Annotated in this window: 17 protein-coding genes; 4 read left to right on the forward strand and 13 right to left on the reverse strand. The window is 52.6% G+C overall.

The window, feature by feature from the left end; genetic code table 11:
- Nucleotides 1-16: 16 nt before the first annotated feature.
- From ACMHXH_RS01590 to ACMHXH_RS01600, 3 genes are read left to right on the forward strand one after another with little or no spacing between them, the layout of a single operon-like run.
- The gene (locus ACMHXH_RS01590; protein WP_039035548.1) at nucleotides 17-364 is read left to right on the forward strand and encodes a PepSY domain-containing protein; all 348 of its coding nucleotides are present in this window, start codon (nucleotides 17-19) and stop codon (nucleotides 362-364) included.
- Nucleotides 345-1019 carry a response regulator transcription factor gene (locus tag ACMHXH_RS01595; protein WP_039035530.1) on the forward strand — a complete coding sequence of 225 codons (675 nt, stop codon included), beginning with the start codon at nucleotides 345-347 and terminating at the stop codon, nucleotides 1017-1019. The genes ACMHXH_RS01590 and ACMHXH_RS01595 overlap by 20 nt, the downstream gene beginning before the upstream one ends.
- Nucleotides 1019-2350 carry an ATP-binding protein gene (locus ACMHXH_RS01600; protein ID WP_101095565.1) on the forward strand — a complete coding sequence of 444 codons (1332 nt, stop codon included), beginning with the start codon at nucleotides 1019-1021 and terminating at the stop codon, nucleotides 2348-2350. The genes ACMHXH_RS01595 and ACMHXH_RS01600 overlap by 1 nt, the downstream gene beginning before the upstream one ends.
- A gap of 92 nt (nucleotides 2351-2442) precedes the next feature.
- Here the strand turns inward: ACMHXH_RS01600 and ACMHXH_RS01605 are convergent, their stop codons facing one another.
- From ACMHXH_RS01605 to ACMHXH_RS01655, 11 genes are all read right to left on the reverse strand, one after another.
- Complete coding sequence (locus ACMHXH_RS01605) at nucleotides 2443-5901, reverse strand: zinc-dependent metalloprotease (protein ID WP_335912354.1); 3459 nt, start codon at nucleotides 5899-5901, stop codon at nucleotides 2443-2445.
- 23 nt (nucleotides 5902-5924) lie between these two features.
- Entirely contained in the window at nucleotides 5925-6788 is an 864-nt protein-coding gene (locus ACMHXH_RS01610) for a hypothetical protein (RefSeq protein ID WP_052248240.1), read from the reverse strand.
- Between the two features lie 52 nt (nucleotides 6789-6840).
- Nucleotides 6841-7233, reverse strand: coding sequence for a hypothetical protein (locus tag ACMHXH_RS01615; protein ID WP_101095568.1), 393 nt, complete (start codon nucleotides 7231-7233; stop codon nucleotides 6841-6843).
- A 328-nt stretch (nucleotides 7234-7561) separates the two neighbouring features.
- Nucleotides 7562-8362, reverse strand: a complete 801-nt coding sequence (locus ACMHXH_RS01620; protein WP_071476526.1) for a DUF1338 domain-containing protein — start codon at nucleotides 8360-8362, stop codon at nucleotides 7562-7564.
- Between the two features lie 83 nt (nucleotides 8363-8445).
- Nucleotides 8446-9906 carry a succinylglutamate-semialdehyde dehydrogenase gene (gene astD, locus ACMHXH_RS01625; RefSeq protein ID WP_039035525.1) on the reverse strand — a complete coding sequence of 487 codons (1461 nt, stop codon included), beginning with the start codon at nucleotides 9904-9906 and terminating at the stop codon, nucleotides 8446-8448.
- Nucleotides 9907-9916: 10 nt separating this feature from the next.
- Nucleotides 9917-10936 (reverse strand): arginine N-succinyltransferase, encoded by a 1020-nt coding sequence (gene astA, locus ACMHXH_RS01630; RefSeq protein WP_039035546.1) that lies wholly within the window; start codon nucleotides 10934-10936, stop codon nucleotides 9917-9919.
- A gap of 101 nt (nucleotides 10937-11037) precedes the next feature.
- Nucleotides 11038-12255 carry an aspartate aminotransferase family protein gene (locus ACMHXH_RS01635; protein WP_335912355.1) on the reverse strand — a complete coding sequence of 406 codons (1218 nt, stop codon included), beginning with the start codon at nucleotides 12253-12255 and terminating at the stop codon, nucleotides 11038-11040.
- A gap of 305 nt (nucleotides 12256-12560) precedes the next feature.
- Entirely contained in the window at nucleotides 12561-13466 is a 906-nt protein-coding gene (locus ACMHXH_RS01640; RefSeq protein ID WP_335912356.1) for an alpha/beta hydrolase, read from the reverse strand.
- Between the two features lie 37 nt (nucleotides 13467-13503).
- Nucleotides 13504-14646: an HDOD domain-containing protein gene (locus ACMHXH_RS01645; RefSeq protein WP_335912358.1), complete on the reverse strand. Its 1143-nt coding sequence runs from the start codon at nucleotides 14644-14646 to the stop codon at nucleotides 13504-13506.
- A gap of 137 nt (nucleotides 14647-14783) precedes the next feature.
- Complete coding sequence (locus tag ACMHXH_RS01650; RefSeq protein WP_335912359.1) at nucleotides 14784-17264, reverse strand: S9 family peptidase; 2481 nt, start codon at nucleotides 17262-17264, stop codon at nucleotides 14784-14786.
- A gap of 177 nt (nucleotides 17265-17441) precedes the next feature.
- On the reverse strand, nucleotides 17442-18014 hold the full coding sequence (locus tag ACMHXH_RS01655) for an aminodeoxychorismate/anthranilate synthase component II (protein WP_144361029.1): 573 nt from the start codon (nucleotides 18012-18014) through the stop codon (nucleotides 17442-17444).
- Between the two features lie 168 nt (nucleotides 18015-18182).
- Between ACMHXH_RS01655 and ACMHXH_RS01660 the strand changes: the two genes are divergently transcribed.
- Nucleotides 18183-19316 (forward strand): GGDEF domain-containing protein, encoded by a 1134-nt coding sequence (locus ACMHXH_RS01660; protein ID WP_052248239.1) that lies wholly within the window; start codon nucleotides 18183-18185, stop codon nucleotides 19314-19316.
- Nucleotides 19317-19357: 41 nt separating this feature from the next.
- Here ACMHXH_RS01660 and ACMHXH_RS01665 read toward each other — a convergent pair whose 3' ends face one another.
- Both ACMHXH_RS01665 and sspA read right to left on the reverse strand, forming a co-directional pair.
- The gene (locus ACMHXH_RS01665; protein WP_071476522.1) at nucleotides 19358-19810 is read right to left on the reverse strand and encodes a ClpXP protease specificity-enhancing factor; all 453 of its coding nucleotides are present in this window, start codon (nucleotides 19808-19810) and stop codon (nucleotides 19358-19360) included.
- Nucleotides 19810-20439: a stringent starvation protein SspA gene (gene sspA / locus ACMHXH_RS01670; RefSeq protein WP_039035519.1), complete on the reverse strand. Its 630-nt coding sequence runs from the start codon at nucleotides 20437-20439 to the stop codon at nucleotides 19810-19812. Before sspA ends, ACMHXH_RS01665 begins: the two co-directional genes overlap by 1 nt.
- Between the last annotated feature and the right edge of the window lie 56 nt (nucleotides 20440-20495).

Genomic DNA, 20495 nt, shown 5'->3' on the forward strand with positions numbered 1-20495 from the left:
TTTTCGGGAGCATCAATTGAGAGGGCTATTTTTCATTAGCTTTATTAGCCTGACTTTGAGTACTGCAAAGGCTGAAGTGGCCAGTCCCCACCTGGAACCCGATCACGATATCGCCAAGGAATTAGTGAAATCCGGGACGATTCTCTCCTTGGATGCCACTCTCTCTCAGCTACAATGGGTGTGCCATGGCAAATTGATCGACGCTCATCTCTATCAGAAAGATGGTGAATGGCGTTATGATTTGCAGATAAAAGTCGAACATGGCCATATCGTCAACCTGAGCCTAAATGCAGGCACAGGTTTACCCGATAACCTAACCCCATTACCGAGCGAATGTCGTCCCAATGAAACTGCTACTCGTTGAAGATAACGCCCTGCTGGTTGAAGAACTGGCAAAACAATTAAAGCAAGCAGGCTATGTCACGGATGTCACCGACAAAGCCATAGAAGCTGACTATCTGGTCAAAGAAACCCAGTATGACTGCATCATTCTCGATATCGGCCTGCCCGATGGCAACGGCTTGCAGTTGCTGGAAAAATGGCGTCAGCAGGGACTGACCACTCCTGTGATCATGCTGACCGCTCGCAGTCAGTGGCATGAAAAGGTCGAAGGCTTCAATGCCGGCGCCGATGACTACCTGGGCAAGCCCTTTCATACCCAAGAGCTGCTGGCCAGACTGCAGGCAATTATCCACCGAACCCATGGCCGTGCCACTGTGCCCGGCAAACAATTGAACTTCGGCGGCGTCAGTCTGGATGAAGCCGAACAGACAGTAACAGTCAATGGACAAAGTTTCGACCTGACTGCCATGGAGTTTCGCTTGCTGCGAATTTTCTTGATGTCACCCAAGAAACTGCTTTCCAAGGCACAGCTTACCGATAAGCTGTATCAATTTGACGATGAGAAAGAGAGCAATGTGGTCGAGGTCTATGTCACCCACCTGCGTAAGAAACTGGGTAAGACGGCGATAGAAACCCGTCGTGGCCAAGGTTATATCTTTCACGGCAGCCAATCCTGATGATGTCCATCCGCACCAAGCTGAGCCTGTGGCTAACAGCACTGGTGTTACTGAGTACCCTGATAGGCCTGGCGTTTATGGAGTCCATGCTGCGTCAGGCATTTCACGACTCTATCATCAACCGCTTGCAGGAAGATCTGGAACAGGTGGCACTGGCGACTCACCTCAATGACGGTGAGATCCTGATAGATCAGAGCCTGCTTTCCGGCTTCTACAAACCCGCCTATTCCGGGCGCTATTACCAGCTCAACCTGCCGGATAGGGAGATCCGCTCCCGCTCCTTGTGGGATCAACGCCTGGAGATAGTGCAATTGGAGCCAGGGCAAACCCGCGCCTGGCAAACCAAGGGGCCACAAAATCACGATATTCAGTTGTTGTCACTGGGGCTGACCTCCAGCAGCAAGAAGATCAATGCCACTTTGACAGTGGCACAGGATCTCAGCATAGGCCGTAAGGTATTTACCGAGGTTTATGGCACTAAACTGAGTGTCAACCTGGCTATGCTGCTGGCGATGATCCTGGGGATATTTCTGGTATTGAGGCAATCCTTCAAGCCGGTTAAGCAGATAAAACAGGCGCTGGCCAAACTCAGGGAGGGGGAAATCAACTCGCTGTCGCTAGAGACTATTCCTCCCGAAGTCAAACCTCTGGCCGAAACCTACAACGAGTTACTTGAATACACCAGTAATCAAATTCAGCGCAGCCGTAATAATCTGGGCAATCTCAGCCACGGTCTGAAGACACCACTGGCGGTGATGCGTCAGCAGGTCGAGGCGCTGGGGTTGAAAGATCCCGACACCGCCAGGGCACTGGAACAGCAGTTGGAGCAGATCCACAAGATGATAGAGCGTAAACTGGCGGCAGCGCGAATAACCGGCGATATGCTACCTGCGGCGCAGCTGGTACTGCCAAGGGATCTGGAAAGCCTGTGCCAAACCCTGGATAAGGTGCATAGATACAAACAAATCAGTTGGCGCTTCGATATCAGCGATGGCATTCCCAGGCTGCCAATCCACAGGGAAGACGGTATGGAGCTGCTCGGTAACCTGTTGGATAACGCCTATAAATGGGCCTCTAGCCTGGTATTGGTGAGGGTGTGGCAACATCAGGGGCTGGTATATGTCAGTGTCGAAGACGATGGTCCCGGGGTGGCAGAAAAAAACATGCAAACCCTCACCCGCCGCGGCAATCGTCTGGATGAAGAGATCAATGGTCATGGATTAGGATTATCGATAGTCAAGGATATTGCCGAGCAGTATCAGTTGGATATCGACTTCAGCAGAAGCCCGGCATTGGGTGGACTCAAGGTTTCACTGACCTTTAAGGCCTGAAGGTTAGCCTGACTCCTCAAAGAGCCACTGAAACAAAAATAAAGAACCCAGCCTAGGCTGGGCTCTTTGCTATCAAGCTGTCAGACCTTGGCTCAATCGAGCACAGGCAGGTAGCTCAGAGCCAAACGATCGCGGCTCAGTTGACCATTGAGTATCTCACCCACAGTGCCGCCCTTGAGCTGCTGCGCCAACAGTTCAGGAGAAGCCGAGGCGATAAACTGCTGCACTTCTTTGATGCGGGCAATCAGCGCCAGCGCCAACTTGTTCTCGGCGGTGGCGGCATAGATTTTACCGTTCAGGGACACTTGGGCCTGCATATCCAGCCCAGGGGCAGCCTGATGAATACCGACATATTCACGCCATACCCTGGCCTTCTGCTCACCCTGATAGTCGCTGTCGACCGAGGCCAACACCACTTGTCTCAGCATCATCTGCAGCAGGTTGCTCTTGCCTTTGGGTTGACCATTGACTGTATCAAAACCAAAGAAGCGTGATACTGTGCGGTCATAATTGGGCAGAGGCTCTATGCTCTGGCTGGCAAAATCGCTATAGTAAGGCAGATACGTTTCCAGCTCAGGGCTGCTGTTACAGGCATCGGCAAACAAAGGCTTGCCATTGCTGACCAGATCCGGGCCATTACCCAGCGCCATGCGGCAAAGCATCTCTTCGAACAGCTTGCCGGTTTGTGGCAGATCCACCAGCGCCTTGTGACCGCGGCTGGAAGTCGATCTCGGAGTCGTGCGGCTCACCAAGGCACGCACTGCCAACAGTTTGTCCGGCCATACCCCAAGCACATCTCGCTCGTTGACATAAGGATGGTTGGGCGAGCCTTCAGGCGCCTTGACCCCGTTCAGCAAACGACCGGCGAAAGTAACATCGGCGCTCAGCATATCCCGGAACTCTTCCTTGATACCATAGTTGATGATCAGTTCCTTCAGCGCTTCTGGAGAGTCGGCAAACCGGCTGATCACTTCACCCGGAGCAAACCTCATGGTCATGTCGGCGCTCTTGAAACGATATTGCTCCAGCAACTTGGCAAAGTTGTACTGCTGTCTCAGCGCTGCCTGGCCATCTGCAGTGCGGAAGGTGACATCTACCACGGCATCATTTTCACCGGCAAGGCGCAGAAACAGGTCGGCCGCCTTGTTCATCGCCCTTTGGTTGGCACAATACCAGGTATCCTGGCCAGCTGCTTCTTTCACCTGGCAGTCGTTGGCGAAGAAGTTTTCCGGCAAGTCAAAGATCCCCTCGAGGAAGCTGACATCTTCGATAAACTGGCGGATCTCATCAAACTGGCGCTTGCGGGCAATGGTGTAACCCAGGCTGTGATCTTCATAAAGGGACTGACGGTTATGTCTCAGGTTACTGGTTTCATAGCTGTCCTGATATCTGTCGATATAGAACTGGGCAATGTCATCCAGGTTCTGACCGGCATCACTGCGGTTACAGTTACTGTTGAGCGACACATGCTCGTCGGTACAGAAGGCATAGCTGCGCAGCTTGTGGTCGCGGGCAATGTTATAGAGCGCACCGAAACGAGTCTCGCCCTGGAGCATGCCCTTTTGCAGCTCCTCACGACGCTTGGCATCTTCCTCTTTGAGGGAAACAAAATCACCATTTTCGGCTTCAACTTCACGGGCATAACCGAAACGCAGCGCCGCCAGGTCATAGGGCTCAAAAGTGGTCGCAAAGCGGTTAACGTTATAGTCCATCTGGCTGGAAAATTCGGCGTTCACTTTCAGATCCGAATAACCGGCACCGGCAAAAGCCTGGTTCAGTGTTTCCATTTCCTGTTGGCTAAAGGTGTTGTCACCATCGCGGCTACCGGCGAAGTTGTGTCTCAGGCCGAAGTTATGGCCCAGTTCATGGGTCAGAGTACCGGCAAAGGCTTGGGCGGCCAGCGCAGTGCTCAGGCTATCTTGCAGATCCAGGCTCAGCTTCTCGAATGCCTGCAGCTTACCGCCAACTTCACCATTGGCCCACAATTCGGCATTCTGCCAATCAATCTTGTGGTCCTTAACACCGGTCGGCAACATTCTTTGCTGACCGCCTGCGGCAAACACAGTGTCGATATGCATCAAAGTATGCTCGGACCAATAGTCACGGCTGGCTTCATCGAAGTCGGCCAAGGCGTTGAACTGTTGCTCAGCGGGTTTGAGTGGCAGAGCAGCCGGAGTGGCGGCTACCATCACATCGGCAGGCTTGTCCAGCGCGGCAGGCGCAGTTTCCAATGTTGCTAAAGCTGCAGGCTTAACCACGGCTTGCTGATAAGGCACGCCGGTGAGCGCTTCGACCGAAGCCGCATCCAGCTTGCCACGGTTATAATCCAGCATCAGTTGCCGATAGTAACGCACCGCGCCTTGCTTGAGGTTGGAGCTGTATTGGTTAACCCTGGCGCTGACAATCTCCCCTGTCAGTGGGTTGGCTGCTGATGGACCGTAACCGGCCAGACCGTTATCCAGAGGTTCATCAAACAGAGTGATATGGTTATAACGCAGATCGCCATGGCGTTTATCGCCCGCCTGCTCCAGCTTAATCTGTGGCAAGCCGGTATGATACCGACTGTTGGCGATATTCATCGCGGTCACAGACTCGATAGCCGCATCCAGGAAAGGCTTGTTCTTGGCTTCATAGAAGTTGTTGGACAAGTAGTACACCAACTCTCCCTTGGCCGGGTTGAAGCGGTTCAGGTAGGTTCGAACATAGCCATCCACCCCCTCTGAGTCGGTTCTGTCCCGATAGCTGTGACTGGAGTTGAAGAAACCAAAAGTGCCCTTCTCATGCTCGCTGTAAGGAATGGCTTGATAATCTTCACTGGCCAGCTGATCCAGCGCCACTATGGAGATAAATTCCGTAGTGGTGAACGACAGGTTATCCAGATTGCCACCGTAGAACTGATTGAAACACTGGCCCGATGCCTGGTAGGTGTGTTCAATCTCGAAGTTGATCACCCCCTTGTCCAGATCCATTTCATAGCCTTTGTAGGTTCCGGCATTGACCAGTTTTGGAGATTCAGTTTCGGTGACACACTCACCAAACATAAAGATATCGTTGATCCCCAGCTCAGCTATCTTGGTGTCGGCAAAGTCAGGCACAAAAAAGCGCTTGTCCTGCCAGGTCAGGTTGGCATCGGTATTGACCTGCTCGACGTTGATACATTCTCGCCACTTGTCTTCGGTACATCTGAAGTCTATGTATTCACCGGGGATGGTCAGCACTGGCGCCTGGTTGATGCCCTCCTGGTAGCGGCTGTCATGACCAAGACCTATGGCGTCCCGATCCAACTGACGAACCTGTATGCCATTCTCTGTCTTGTGCAGGGTCACTAACTTGGGATCACCTTGGCTAAAGCCGCGGATGGCAGCGGCATACCGCGGCGCCTTGCCGACACTGCGGATATAGAGATATTGGCGCTCACCGGCCTTCTCTATCGAGTCGCTGCTAATCTGTTTCTCATCTTTGGGCAACTCCTTGTATGGTTCTTCTCCTGCCCCACATCCTGCGAGTGCCAGGCTGGCTGCAATCGCCAGACTCAGACTTGACTTCTTCATTTAATCCTCTGAATAAATTGAGTTTATAAGTATTTTGTTACTGAGAAATAGAAGGTAGAGCTGCGCTTGTTATACAGCTCAAATCCTTCGGAAGGCCCCAGTTCCGGGTGGTAGAAACGGCCGCTGTTGTTATGGCCAATGGCCAGTGTCCAACTATCGGCAGGCATCCATCCCAGTTCCTGGGCAAAGGTGAATTGGTCATCCATACGACGACCACGGTAGTTCTTCGACATCCGATAGCGGCCGCTGATATCCAGGTACCAATGACTGGCAAATTGCCAATAGGCATCGGCCACCAGATCGACCTGATGTTCAATCAGCACCCGCTCACCGGCGGTCTTGTACTTGTAGGCGTTGTACCTGTATCTGGGAGACAGGTAGAAGCTGAAGTTGCCCTCAGGACGATAGAAGAGATAAGCCGCCACTCTGGGGGCATACTCCAGTCTATCCAGCTTGGTGTAATGCGCCGCCGGCAGATAAACACCGACACTGCCCTTAAGCGACAGAGTGTCGGTCAGGGAATAGAGTGGCGTTCGATACTCGAACAAGGGGTCAAAAAAGCTCGACTCCTTACCGTGCAGCGTCTCTTTTTCACCGCCAAAGGTCAGCAGTACACTGCCCCAATCACTGTTGTAATCGACCCTGGCATCCAGGCTATAAGCCCGGTAAGCATCGAAAGCCGATTCACTGTAGGCATTGCGGGTATAAGACGCATTGAAATAGGCAGTCCATTCGCCGAATTCTTCCTGTTTGAGTTCAAACTCATTAACCGCCTGAGCTTGTCCCGCAAGCAATAGTAAGCCCAGCAAAGGGAAGATCGTCTTTGCTTTTTTACTTTTTATTATGCGTGACAAGGCCAGATCGCGGTGATAGATACCGGATCTCATATTTAAAAGCCTTAATTTATTTAAAACGAATTAATCTGGAGCTAATTCCAGTCTAAGAGGTACTGCCACGAATAGGTTTTACCCATTCGAGAAGTAATTGCGCCCAATAGGGCATCCAACCAAAGGAAAGTTGCGGGACACCCAGGTTGGGAATACGGGGCCCGCAGAAGAACAAAATAAACCAACTGACTGCTATGGCTTTAAACACTTCGGCCAAGACGGCGTTATCTGCCAGTTTAACAGCCATAATACAAGGCAAGGAAAGAGAATAGATTGCCAGCTGATTTACCTGTGATGTGTTCTGTTTGGCAATAGATATCAGTGTATTAACTTCTTCAAACTCATTAGATATCGCTGCATTAGAAAAAGCCAAAAACAATAGCAAAGGCATGGCCAACTTGACCAAGCTCAGTAATTTATTATTCGACTTTGTTCTCTCGTTCATGGTTTTTTCGCTGTTCCAAGTGGAATAGCGTCTCGATATTGATACTAATGCACTTAATACGCATTGTTACGTATGTAAACAAGCATAGGCATGAAAAACCTTACAATCAACACCAATACTTAATGACTAGTCTAAATAGATTAAAAACTGGGTGTACGTCATAAAAAACATCATAAAAACAAATTAATAAAGCATGCAAAACACCAATGAAAAAACATATTTAAAACACAATAAAAACATTGAGACATCAAAATATTAAGCATGTCGTTTTGTTTATAAAAAAAAGCCTCCCTAATTAAGGAGGCCATTTATAAGAATTTAAGCAATGCTATGCTTTGACGTTAGTGCTCTCAAAAATCTTATCTGCCGAGGCCGCAACAAAGCCGGTATAGAGTTCACCATCGGCTTTAGGGTAACGCAGGGCAAATTCATAGAAACAACTGGGGATCTCTACCGTCTTGTCATCAAAGGCGACGGGGATTCTGTCGGCCATGGTGGACGACTGTTCCAACAAGACTTCAGCTGAGCCTTTGATCTCACCGCCCACACTGTTGAGGATAAAACCAGCTTCCTTGAGCGCGGTATTGACAGCGGCCAGGGTGCTGAACTCGGCCAGATGGTTCACAGACACGGTAAAGTGATTGGCACGATAACCAAAGGCGGCAACCCAGGCAGCATACTCACTCTCGGCAAGCAGGGCTTGGTAGGTGCCATAATCAAGCTGCCAATGCCTGCCTGAATAAGTAAAGTTATCTGCGGTCAAAGCCTGGGTTGGGATCTGCTCAACCAAGTCGGTAACCCGTTGTTGCAGCTCTGGGCTAAACTCTTCCACCAGCAGCTCGGAAATGAAGACCTTGGGCTGAGTCGGATCCGGATGCTCAAAGTGCTTCGCCACCAGCTTTTTCTGCTCAAAGCGATAATCTCCGCAAGCCACATAGCCCAGCGCTTCGAAATGGGCCGCCAGCACATCCAAGCCCACCTTGGGCAGATTAAATGTACGCAAGGCGATATGGTCGTTAATAATCGCCTTGCCTTGACCCAACAGCTGATGCACTTTGGCCGCCGAAGGCGTCATCTTGATATAGTCCTGCCACATGGCATTGAACAGCGCATTGATATCTGTATGCATGGTTATTCCCTGTGTAATGCAGTTTGCCCAAAGGCAAATGGTATGTTCAAAAAAGGGAAGCGCCACTGCGCTTCCCTTCACTGTCAGAGGCTAAGTCCCGGACTCAATGCCTGTGGCAAACTCAAACCATCGGCCTCCATGGAAGCCACGGGGTAAGCACAATAGTCGGCCGCATAGAAGGCGCTGGCTCTGTGGTTACCCGATGCCCCGACGCCGCCGAATGGCGCCGCACCAGAGGCTCCGGTGATCTGCTTATTCCAGTTCACTATGCCGGCACGAATCCGTGCCAGGAAATAGTCATAGTCTTCACGGCTATCAGCCAGCAGCCCGGCAGAAAGGCCATAACGGGTATCATTGGCCAGCGAAATCGCCTGATCAAAGCTGCTATAGCGCACCAGTTGCAGCAAGGGCCCAAAATACTCTTCATCGGGCAGTTCAATCACCTCGGTAACATCAATCAGCCCAGGTGACACCAGGCCGGTACCGCTCTCAATATGGGTCAGTTCCACCAGCGAAACCCCGCCGAGATTCTGCAGATTACGCTGCGCCGCGACCATGCCCTTGGCGGCTGCTTCAGAGATCATCGAGCCCATAAAGGGCTGTGGTTCGGCATTCCAGGGGCCGACAGCTATCGCTTTGACCGCTGCAACCAGGGCAGTAACCAAAGCATCGCCCTGCTCACCTTTCTCTATGTAGAGACGGCGGGCACAGGTACAACGCTGGCCACTGGAGATATAGGCAGATTGAATAATTTCGTGCACGGCCGCCTTGATATCACTGATCCCTTTAACGATGAGCGGATTGTTACCACCCATTTCCAGGGCAAGGATCTTGCCCGGATGACCGGCGTACTGCTGATGCAGCAAGTGGCCGGTGCGGGAGCTGCCGGTAAAGAACAGACCATCAAGCTGAGGATGTGAAGCCAGCGCCTTGCCGGTTTCCACTTCGCCCTGCACCAGGTTGATAACCCCGGCTGGCAGACCGGCTTTCTCCCACAGCTTGAGCATCAGCTCTGCCACTTTTGGCGTCAGTTCCGATGGCTTGAATACCACGGTGTTGCCCGCCAGCAAAGCCGGTACTATATGGCCGTTAGGCAGATGGCCTGGGAAGTTATAAGGCCCAAAGACCGCCACCACGCCGTGGGGCTTATGTCTCAGCACGGCCCGCCCGGCAGGCAGTTCATTTTCAGTTTCGCCGGTACGCTTGTGATAAGCCGCAACCGACAGACCGATTTTGCCTATCATGGCACCCGCCTCGGTGGCCGTTTCCCACAATGGCTTACCGGTTTCCTGCGCTATGGTGTCGGCGATTTCCGCCTTATGGGCTTCCAGCTGATCGCGATAAGCCTCTATCACCTGCAGGCGGCCGTCAAAACCGAGCATAAACCAGTCAAACTGTGCCTCTCTGGCGGCTGCAACGGCAGCTTCTACTTGAGCCGGAGTAGCGGCATTACCCTGCCACAGGGTTTCACCGTTGGCCGGGTTGCTTGAACTCATTGCCTGGCCTTCGCCAGCGAGCCATTGGCCCTTGATAAATTGTGTCATTATGCTGTTCCTATATTGCCAATACCCTGACCGATTGCCCGTCTGCCACCAAGAGTGCGGCGGCCAACTCGCTCGACAGGATCACTTCTTCACTGTCGTCTGTCAGCGCCAGCTTGGCCGAACCGGCACGGTAGTCTGCCAAATGGGTGTTGGAGAGAATAAAGCTGTCCTTTGATTGAGGCATATCACCGATACGCACCGTCAGTAAGCGACTCTCGCGCACGGAGCGAATGTCCGCCAGGTTGCATTCAACCGTGGGGCCACCATCAAAAATATCCACATAGTTGCGCCAGCGGAAACCTTCCGCCTGTAACAGGCTCAAGGCCGGGCGTGTATTGGTGTGCACTTCACCGATAACCTTCTGCGCCGCTTCGGGCAACAGGCAAACATAGACAGGGCTGCGGGGCATCATCTCGGCCATAAAAGCCTTCTGTCCCAGACCTGAGAGGTAATCGGCCTGAATAAAATCTATGCCGAGGAAGTTTTGCTGCAGCCAGCCGTAGAAAGGGGAATTACCGTTCTCATCGCTGACCCCACGCATCTCGGCGATAACAGTTTCACCGAATCGATTGGCATGCTGGGCCAAAAACAGAAAGCGGCTGCGTGACAGCATGCGGCCATTGTTGCCCTTGCGGTAGGAATCTCTCAGAAACAGGGTGCAGAGCTCGGCGGCACCTGTGTAATCATGACACAGGCTGAGGGTTTCAACCTCGTTACGTACTTCTATCTGCGACGAATGATAAACCTCTGTACCCAGACGGTAATGGTAGAAGGCATCTTCCATTCCCACCGCGGCTTCCAGACCACAGGTGCCCACAACCTCTTGGGTCTCTGTGTCTTCCAGCACCATGAGGTAACCTTCATCAAAAGGCGTTTCCACCGCCTTGGCGAAAGAGGTTTCCGAACGGGCGATTTTGCGGGTCAGCAGTTCATCATTGACCGGCAGCGAGGTGAATCCATGGCCCGATTCCTCGGCGATACAGCGCAGCGCCGGGAAATCTGAGGCTCGGATAGGCCGTATGATTAACATGGTTAAATCTCCACTCATCCACAGTTGCTGCTCCGTCGGGCCTGCCCGTCAGAACAGCAGCTGTGAGTTTATTGCGCTAAGTGGGCCAAGGCCCACGGGGATCAGGCGGCAACCACCTTGGCGACCGCTTTTTCAAAGCGTGCCAGACCCTCGGCAATATCACTTTCAGGGATGATCAAAGAAGGAGTAAAACGAACCACATTGGCACCGGCCATCAGTGTCATCAGGCCATTGTCGACCGAGGCCAACAGAAACTCACGGCTGCGTCCCTGATACTGCTCATTCAACACGGCGCCGAGCAACAGTCCTTTGCCGCGCACCTCGGAAAACACCTGGTACTTGGCATTGATTTTTTCCAGGCCATCACGCAGCAGTTGCTCACGGCGTTTAACGCCCTGCAGCACTTCGGGGGTATTGACCAGCTCAAATACCGCGTTGCTGACGGCGCAGGCCAGAGGGTTACCACCATAGGTGGAACCATGGGTGCCCACTTTAAGATGAGCGGCAATCTTGTCCGTGGTCAACATGGCCGCGATGGGGAAACCGCCGCCCAGGGCCTTGGCCGTGGTGAGAATGTCCGGCACTATATCTGTACCCATGTAGGCATACAGCTCGCCGGTACGGCCAACGCCGGTTTGCACTTCATCGAACACCACCAACGCATTGTACTTGTCGGCCAGTTCACGCACCTTGGCCAGGAACTCTGGAGTGGCGTTTATAATACCGCCCTCACCCTGCAGCGGTTCCAGCATGATGGCACAGGTCTTGTCCGACACCGCGGCTTCCAATGCGGCAACATCGTTGAATGGCAGGTGTGTGATCCCCTGCGGCTTGGGGCCAAAACCATCTGAGTAGGCGGCCTGACCACCGACACTGACGGTAAAGAAAGTTCTGCCGTGGAATGCCTTGTCGAAGGCGATAATCTGATCTTTTTCGGCGCCGAAATTGTCCAGAGCATAGCGGCGGGCCAGTTTCAGGGCCGCTTCATTGGCTTCGGCACCTGAGTTGGCGAAATAGACCTTGTCGGCAAAAGTGGCGTTAACCAGTTTGGTCGCCAATGCCAGTGCCGGCTCATTGGTCATCACATTGGACAAGTGCCAGAGTTTTTCGCCCTGCGCCTTAAGCGCCTCAACGGCGGCTGGATGACAGTGGCCCAAACAGTTAACTGCAATACCACCGGCAAAGTCGACATACTCTTTGCCTTCCTGATCCCAAACACGACTGCCATCGCCACGAACCGGGATAACGGGTGACGGTGCATAATTAGGCACCATGACTTCATCAAACTGGGCACGTGTCAAATTCATGTTTACACTCATTCCTTCTCATCCTTTGTGTTGTCGGCGGCTCTGTCGGCCACCGTTTTAAGCAGTTAATCTTTATTATTTGTGAGTAAAACTGCACTTACTTGTGTTGCTTAGGTGTCATTATTAGCGAAATTGTGATCAAAATACCAGTTTGATCAATATGCAGGAGCAATGCCTTGGCCTATAAGTGCATAAAGATCTGAGTTTGAGAATTAAGCAGGCAAATATCTGCCGTTTAACGGCATAAATAGTCACAAAAAATCTCAACTGACACCGGATTCGTTAACTATTCATACATTTTGAATAGTTAACGATAATCATAACAGTAGATTATTGCGTATAAAAGCAGCGATTTGGCCCCTGGCTTCCATGGCCTCAGGCAAGAGTTCAAATAATGGAAAGACATGGGGCATATTGAGGTAGAAACCGGCTTCTATGCGACCGCCGTCGCGTAATACCGCCTGTTGCAGGCGCTCGGCATCCTGTAGCAGCAGCTCACGAGTACCGGCCAGCAGCAAGATGGGCGGCAGATCGTTAAAACAACCATAAAGCGGCGAGATCCGCTCAGACATGGGGTTACTACCGGCGAGATACGCGCCTCTGAGTCTGAGTAGCGATTCAATGGTGAACAGAGGGTCGTCGGCTGCCAGAATGCGCTCGGTGTCGCCTGTGATGCCGAGATCCAGCGCCGGAGACAGCAACACGCAAGCTCTCGGCAACGGTAACTCAAGTTGTTTCAGCTGCAACAACAGACTCAAGGCCAGATTGCCTCCAGCCGAGTCGCCCATCAGCACCAATTGAGTCGGGTCACAATGCTCAAGCGTCATCCGATAAGCTTCCAGCACATCATCACAAGCTGCCGGAAATGGATGCTCAGGTGCCAGACGATAATCAGGTACATAGCAATCTGCCAAACTGCGCTGCATGATATCGGCCAGGAAACGGGCATGGGCATGGGGAGTCTTGAAACAGAAACCACCGCCGCGAATATAGAAGAGGCTGACATCTCTTGGCTGCGGCAGCTGGTAATGGATGAGCGGCGAGTGGCTCAGTGGCCAGTGCTCGACCTTAAGCTCCTGCGGCCAGCCCAACCAGCGACGATCCATCTCCAATAAGCGCTGGCGAATAGCACTGAGTGGTACTTTGGCACTGCCGCGACTGACCGACGGCCGCGCCACATAAGTTAACAACCGGTTCAATACCGAGGCTTGCCAACTGGGCATAGCTCCTCCATGGAAGGCCTACAGGCTCCGCAACGGCTTAAAGCAGCTCGGGTTTGCGGTAATTCTGGCCTTTGAGACGAATGAGTTCCTGTTCAGTGAGCTCATGATACGCCATCATGATCTGTCTGTCCCTGAATTCCAGTTGCCGCATCTCTTCCAGTAAAAAACACTTGGCAAAACAATCGGCTTTAGCCAGCACTGCCGCATTGGGTGACAACTGACTGAACCCCAGAGCAGTGTCTCGCTCCTTGAGCAGAGTCACCATGGCCGCATCCGCAAACCCAAGCTGGGTCGGCAGTTGCCAATTGAGTGACAGCGCATGCTGCTTGACCAGGGAATAGACCAAAGCGGCGGGAAAATCACACAGGGCGATGGCATCGTAGAGCGCCTTATCCCTGTCTCGACTCGCCTCCCTGAGCCAGGAGCCGCGCAACTGCTCAAACAGCTTGGCGCTCATGGAGAGCAGCACTGAGATCCCCAGTTGTTGCATCAGGGAAACCGCGTACAGCATTGGAGCATCCAAGTCATGCAACCTGGCCAGGGTTCTGGCGGCAATGCCCTGCACCTGCGAGAAACGCCATAGCTTGCGCACAGTCCAAAGCAAACTGGCATGACCTGTGGGCAGCCAATGACGACAGGTGTAGTAAGGGATCAATACCCGCAGGTGCTCAACGCCTATATAGCTGAGCACCAGCTTGAGGTCTGTCAATTGCACATCCAGATTCTGCGGCCTGCGAGCCCTGAATGAGGGGCTGTTGACCAGAGAGCTCAAGTCCCTCACCAACCAGCTCTGCTCGGCAACGACCGGGCGAAGGCGTGCCAGATCAAGCCTTGGGTGCTGCAATAACTCCAGCAGTAAGATCTGTTTATCTGTGATGCCTGATAGGCGTGTCACCTCTTCGATGGAGGCCAAACAGTTGCCGAGTTCAGCCGCCAGGGTATAGTTCAACTGAACCGACACTCTTTGATAAAGCGCCTTGGCCTGTTGCTGCCTCGCGAGCCGCTCCAGAGTCGCCTCGCGTTCAACCTCAAGCTTGAAGGCCACCGCCGCCAGCTCAGGTTCAAGCTCATCGCCACCGCTATCAATGCGTTGCTTGCCCAGTATCAACTGCTGATACAGGCGCTGCTCTATCTCTATTACACTTCCGGGTTTTACGCCCCCCGCTACCGACAAGGCCAAATTATTACCTTCCTGCCACACCCGTACCCGGGCTCCATTTTTTATGTTAGTCCCTTTATTGTTATATATGTAGCGGCTTTATCAGCAATATCTTGATAGCAAAAAGAAACAGGCCTCGAATGAGGCCTGCAAAGTGACTATTTCAACTCTTGTTCAAACAACTTATAGATGCGGCGATACTCGTCCAGCCAGCTCGATGGCTGTCTGAAGCCATGGGGTTCAACCGGGTAGATAGCCGTCTCAAACATCGGCTTTTCCAGCTCTATCAGTCGCTGCACCAGGCGGACACTGTCCTGGAAGAATACGTTGTCGTCCATTACCCCGCTCATGATCAGCAGCGGCTTTTGCAAGCCCTCGGCATGATAGATGGGCGAGCTGCGTTCATAGGCGATGTGGTCCACATCCGGAGTGTTGAGTATGTTCGAGGTATAAGGCGCATTATAGTGAGCCCAGTCGGTCACAGGCCGCAGCGCGGCACCGGCCTGGAACAACTCGGGTTGGGTAAACAGTGCCATAAAGGTCAAAAAGCCGCCGTAAGAACCGCCATAGGTGCCCACCCGCTTGGCATCAACGTTGGCATGCTGGCTCATCCACTTGACGCCATCGGCCAAGTCTTCCACTTCCGGATGCCCCATATTGCGGTAGATGGCGGTGCGCCAGTCGCGGCCATAGCCTTTGGAGCCGCGATAATCCATGTCCATCACCACATATCCCTGCTGTGCCAGCAGGTTATGGAACATGAACTCACGGAAATAACCGGAAAAACCATAATGGGCATTCTGCAGATAACCGGCACCATGATTGAAGATCACCGCCGGATATGACTCGGCGCGATCCTTGTCGAAACCTGCCGGCAGATACACCCTGGCATAAACGTTACCTGCGCCATGGCTGGAAGGCACGGCAACCACCTCAGGCGCCTGCCAAGGATAACTCTTGAAGCTGTCGCTGGTGTAATGGGTCAGTTGAGTCAGCTCACCGCCTATGACTTGAATATAGAGCTCATCCGGCCGGGTCAGGTTGGAGGCGGTCAATAGCAGCGAACGGCCATCCGGGCTCAGGCTGTAGTCGAGCACCCCGTTCCACTGGGTCAGTTGTTCATCCTTGCCGCTACTTATCTCAACCCGATAAACATTGTACTTGCCGGGGTGTTCTTTGTTGGCCTTGTAGTAGATATAACGATTATCCGGGCTCAGGGTGATGTCACTGACCACGAACTTACCCGAGGTCAAAGCCCGCGCCTTGCCACCGAGCGGCTTGAGATACAGCTGCGAATAACCGCTCTCTTCCGACAGGTAGTAAAGGGTCTCGCTGCCGGGTAACCAACCATACTGATTGTAGTCATAGTTGACCCAGGCATCGTCATGCAGCCTGTGCTCAGTGACTAGCTTGCCCTTGGCCAGATCGACACTGGCCAGCCAACGGTCTTTGTTGTCCACGGCTTCCAGCATTACGGCCAAGCGCTTGCCTGATTCTTGCCATTGAATGGCGCTCTGACTCCAGCCCCAATCCTGCATCAGTTGGATCTTGCGCGGGGCTTTTTCACTTTCGTAGCGCTCGCCTTTCGCCTTGGCGTTTTCAGCCTTGACGCCGGCCAACACATCCTGGTTGTAACCGAGCAAGCCTTCGATAGTTATCTCTTTCTGACTCTGCTGCTGCAAGTCCAGCAGTACCAAGCGCTGCCCTGGCGCCTTGTCTTCAGCCACTCTGGCTCGCACCGGCACAGGATCGACATAGCCATCTTTGCCTAGATAGTTGGGCATGATGTCATGCTCGCCACGCCAGTTATAACTCTTGTCCTGCAAAGCCAGCAGCAGATAGCGGCCATCCGGCGACAGGCTCAGTTCCACCAGTTGCTCACTCTCACCCAGATACCAAGGCTTGGCCGTCAGGGTCGGGTCTTCATTCTGTAACTGCTGCTGATATGTCTCCCGAGACTTGGCGTTTTCCTGCTGCTTGGCCACATAGCGGATCAGTTTATGTTGCTCTTTGGCGAGATAAGTTTCCGGCTCTTGGGTCTGTGCCGGCTCTTTGGCCATCTTGATATCCGCGAGCTGTTCCACAAGGCCAGAGCCTGCATGCAATCTGAATACCTGCCCCGCCTGCCAATAGGCAAGATCGCCATTCGCTAAAAAGCGCAATCCTTCAACCTTGGTATTTTGCCGGGTCAACTGAGTGATTTCACCACTGCCCAACTCCTTTACAAACAGATTGCCCTGATAGATATAAGCCTTACGGCGCTTATCCGGGCTCAGAACGCCGTCTCGTTGCGAGACTGTGTGCAGCTCAGACAGCGCCAGCTCCTGCGCCTGTTTGTCTGCCACTCCCTGACGATAGTAACTACGCAGCACAGATGCACTCTGCTGGCGGGCGAACAGCACAGCGCGGCTGTCATCGCTCCAGTAGGCACCTTTGGGGGCAAGTCCCATCCAATCGGGATCCGCCATAATTTGATTCAGAGTTAACGGCTTGTCGGCCACAGGAGGCGCTGCCAAGGGTACTGTTTGGCTGGCTTTGGTGATCTCTTGGGTGGTGAGTTGCGGCTCGGTGGCGGCGCAGCCGCTGAGAACGGCCAGAGTCAAAACACTCAGACCGGCATGACGCATCAGGCTTTTCATCATCCTTCCTTTTTATAGTTATCTTGGCCGCCGGGAAGCGACATATGACAGAAAACAAGCGATTGCGGCCTGTTATACCATATTTGCCAAAAGATGTTGTTCTGCAAAAGCTGAAAACTTGTAAAGGCTTGTTAAGGATGGAACCTTGGTACGAATCCGGGACTGGCTCACTGCTCCTTAAGCCAGACGCAGAAAATTATTGAGCAGTTCAAGCCCCTGCTGGGTCAGAATGGATTCGGGATGAAACTGCACGCCGTAGAGGCGTTTCTCGGCATGGCTGATGGCCATGATTTCCCGCCCGTGTACCGGGTCATCATACCAGGCATCCAGACTGAAGCCTTCAGGCACAGATTCAATCAGCAGCGAGTGGTAGCGGGTCACGGTCAAAGGATTGGCCAGGCCTTGAAACAGCCCACGGTCATTGTGACTGATGGCCGATGTCTTGCCATGCATCACCCGCTTGGCCCGAACCACCTTGGCACCAAACACCTGAGCCAGCGATTGATGCCCAAGACAGACGCCCAGGATAGGCAACTTACCGGCAAAATGTTCGATGGCGGCCAGCGAGATCCCCGCCTGATCCGGGCTACAAGGCCCGGGAGATATCACCAGATAATCCGGCGCCAACTCGCGGATCTCATCAAGCGCAATCTCATCGTTACGCTTGATAACAGGCTGCTGCCCCAACTGCTGAAAATACTGCACCAGATTAAAGGTAAAGGAATCATAGTTGTCGATCATCAGCAGCATTGTGGTCTCACCTTATCTTTGCCCGCAATTGCACGGTAAAGGTTGTGCAGGCGAGAGATGCTACCATACTGACGCACAGGGATCATGCCGAAAGTCAGCCAAGACTGGTTCAACAACGAGGTTTGAATTAAGCTGATATTTCGAGTGGCTTCTCAAAGTGCTTTGCCTATGCTCAATATGACCAGGTTACTGAATTTTTTACTGATGCTAGGGTGTGATAGATGTGCTGTCAAAACCCGGGAGCGCAAAGTCATTCAAGTCAACTTGGGCGTACTGGTTTCCATAGCGACTATATTATTATTTACTTTCGGCTTTTATATCAGCGGCAATCAGGGTTTTCTCCTTTCCGGCTTGAATCAGCTGCCCTTTGTTGCCCTGCTGCCTCTGGTGTTACTGCTCAACTACAAAGGCAAGTTCTTTGCCGCCAGATGGTGTTTAATGTTGCTGTTGATGGCCGATGCCGCCACAGCTTTAATGACAGCCCAAGGTACCAGTATCAAGATCCACAGCTATTACCTGCTGTTTGCCATCATGTTGGTTGTACTGTTTGAGATCCGTGAATGGCGTTCTATCCTGATCCTGATGTTAGCCAATCTGGGGTTGTTCAGCTTCTTTGAGCTGCATGGCTGGCCATCCCACCCGGATATCGCCCTGCTTTCTACACATACCCTAGCTGTTTTACAAGCCTTGGTGATCTGCTCCTGTATTATCAGCTCCTGCGCCATACTGCTGATCAGCGAAATGTATGCCGAGCGCGCCGAGCTGGTACTGCAACATCAGGCCGACACAGACACCTTAACCGGATTGCTCAACCGCCGCGCATTCATGCGCCAAGTCGCACTGCAAAGAGAGCAGCCGGGACACTGGGCGCTTTCCCTGTTGGATCTGGATTTCTTCAAAAAGATAAACGATAACTTTGGCCATGATGCCGGCGATGTCGCCCTTATCCATGTCAGCAAGCTACTCAAGCAAGCGCTCAAGCCTCAGGAGCGACTGGCCAGAATAGGCGGGGAAGAGTTTGCCTTGCTGCTGAGGCTGGATGAAGCCGGGACTCAGGCCCTACAGCAAAGAGGCGAGCAACTCCTTGAGTCTCTCAGACAACAAGGCCTGGAATATCAAAGCCATTACCTACAACTGACAGCTTCTGCAGGCCTGGCGACTCTTACTCCGGGAGTTAGCGCCAGCGAGGCGCTCAAACAGGCAGACAAGGCTCTGTATCAGGCCAAGATAAATGGTCGTAACCGAGTGGAGCTGGTAGATGCAGTATTGCAGCCGTTGAAAAGAAAAAGCCAGTCATTGTGACTGGCTTTTTGCAATGCTTAAGCTGAAGCGTTGACCCGGTTTTATTTAACCAAAGTCAGGTGGCCACGCCGCTTGGGCTTGTCTGCTGTAGGTTCAGTTTCGGCTTCAGTCCGTGGCTGTTCAACCTCTTCAACCACATTCAGCAGTGATTCCTCACCCTCTTCAAGCAGATAGGCATCTTCCATATCGAATACTGTACCGGCACCGTTTTCACGAGCATAGATGGCAACAATAGCAGCCATAGGCAGCAGCACCTGCTGTGGTACACCACCGAAACGGGCATTGAACTCAACAAACTCGTTACCGAGCTTCAGGCCACCGACAGCACTGCCGGCGACATTCAGTACAATTTGACCATCCTTAACATACTGCAGCGGTACCTGAGTATCCGGCATAGTGGCATCCACTACCAGATGTGGAGTCAGCTGATTATCCATCAGCCACTCATAGTAAGCTCTAAGCAAATATGGACGACTTGGGGTCAAATCTTTCATCAGATACCCATGCGCATTTCGCGCTCGGCTTCGGTCAGAGAGGCCTTAAATGACTCACGCTCGAAAATACGGTTCATATAGGCTTTGATGTCTTTACCTGTGCGGTTATCCAGTTCGATACCCAGCACTGGCAGGCGCCACAACAAGGGGCCAAGATAACAATCGGCCAAACCGAACTCTTCACTCATGAAGTAAGGCATTTCGGCAAACACAGGCGCGATAGACAGCAGACTTTCCTGCAACTCTTTACGGGCCGCATCGGCGCGGTCACCCTTACGAATACGATCAACCAGGCAATACCAGTCTGTATCGATGCGATGCATCATCAGACGGCTTTGACCACGGGAAACCGGGTAAACGGGCATCAGCGGCGGGTGCGGGAAGCGCTCGTCCAGATACTCCATGATAATACGGCTTTCGTATAACACCAGTTCACGGTCGACCAGAGTTGGCACTGAGTTGTAAGGGTTGAGTTCCAGCAGATCCTCTGGCATATCATTGGGATCTACCTGCAACACATCAACAGTTACCCCTTTTTCAGCCAATACGATGCGAACCTGATGGCTATAGAGATCATCGGCACCTGAGAACAGGGTCATGATAGAGCGTTTATTGGCAGCAACAGCCATTGATACCCTCCGGAATTGAAAAAAACAAATGTAAACGAGGGGCAATGCCCCCCGTT

The sequence above is a fragment of the Shewanella sp. BJSY2023SW001 genome, from assembly GCF_047314685.1.
GTDB classification, from domain to species: Bacteria; Pseudomonadota; Gammaproteobacteria; order Enterobacterales; family Shewanellaceae; genus Shewanella; species Shewanella indica.

Excerpts from the sequence above, each read along its gene's own strand:
- ACMHXH_RS01650 (WP_335912359.1), bottom strand. The coding sequence starts at position 17,264 with ATGAAAAGCCTGATGCGTCATGCCGGTCTGAGTGTTTTGACTCTGGCC.
- ACMHXH_RS01600 (WP_101095565.1), top strand. The coding sequence starts at position 1,019 with ATGATGTCCATCCGCACCAAGCTGAGCCTGTGGCTAACAGCACTGGTG.
- ACMHXH_RS01610 (WP_052248240.1), bottom strand. The coding sequence starts at position 6,788 with ATGAGATCCGGTATCTATCACCGCGATCTGGCCTTGTCACGCATAATA.
- ACMHXH_RS01665 (WP_071476522.1), bottom strand. The coding sequence starts at position 19,810 with ATGAAAGATTTGACCCCAAGTCGTCCATATTTGCTTAGAGCTTACTAT.
- ACMHXH_RS01640 (WP_335912356.1), bottom strand. The coding sequence starts at position 13,466 with ATGCCCAGTTGGCAAGCCTCGGTATTGAACCGGTTGTTAACTTATGTG.
- ACMHXH_RS01620 (WP_071476526.1), bottom strand. The coding sequence starts at position 8,362 with ATGCATACAGATATCAATGCGCTGTTCAATGCCATGTGGCAGGACTAT.
- ACMHXH_RS01655 (WP_144361029.1), bottom strand. The coding sequence starts at position 18,014 with ATGCTGCTGATGATCGACAACTATGATTCCTTTACCTTTAATCTGGTG.
- ACMHXH_RS01635 (WP_335912355.1), bottom strand. The coding sequence starts at position 12,255 with ATGAGTGTAAACATGAATTTGACACGTGCCCAGTTTGATGAAGTCATG.
- ACMHXH_RS01615 (WP_101095568.1), bottom strand. The coding sequence starts at position 7,233 with ATGAACGAGAGAACAAAGTCGAATAATAAATTACTGAGCTTGGTCAAG.
- sspA (WP_039035519.1), bottom strand. The coding sequence starts at position 20,439 with ATGGCTGTTGCTGCCAATAAACGCTCTATCATGACCCTGTTCTCAGGT.
- ACMHXH_RS01605 (WP_335912354.1), bottom strand. The coding sequence starts at position 5,901 with ATGAAGAAGTCAAGTCTGAGTCTGGCGATTGCAGCCAGCCTGGCACTC.
- ACMHXH_RS01660 (WP_052248239.1), top strand. The coding sequence starts at position 18,183 with ATGCTCAATATGACCAGGTTACTGAATTTTTTACTGATGCTAGGGTGT.
- astD (WP_039035525.1), bottom strand. The coding sequence starts at position 9,906 with ATGACACAATTTATCAAGGGCCAATGGCTCGCTGGCGAAGGCCAGGCA.
- ACMHXH_RS01595 (WP_039035530.1), top strand. The coding sequence starts at position 345 with ATGAAACTGCTACTCGTTGAAGATAACGCCCTGCTGGTTGAAGAACTG.
- astA (WP_039035546.1), bottom strand. The coding sequence starts at position 10,936 with ATGTTAATCATACGGCCTATCCGAGCCTCAGATTTCCCGGCGCTGCGC.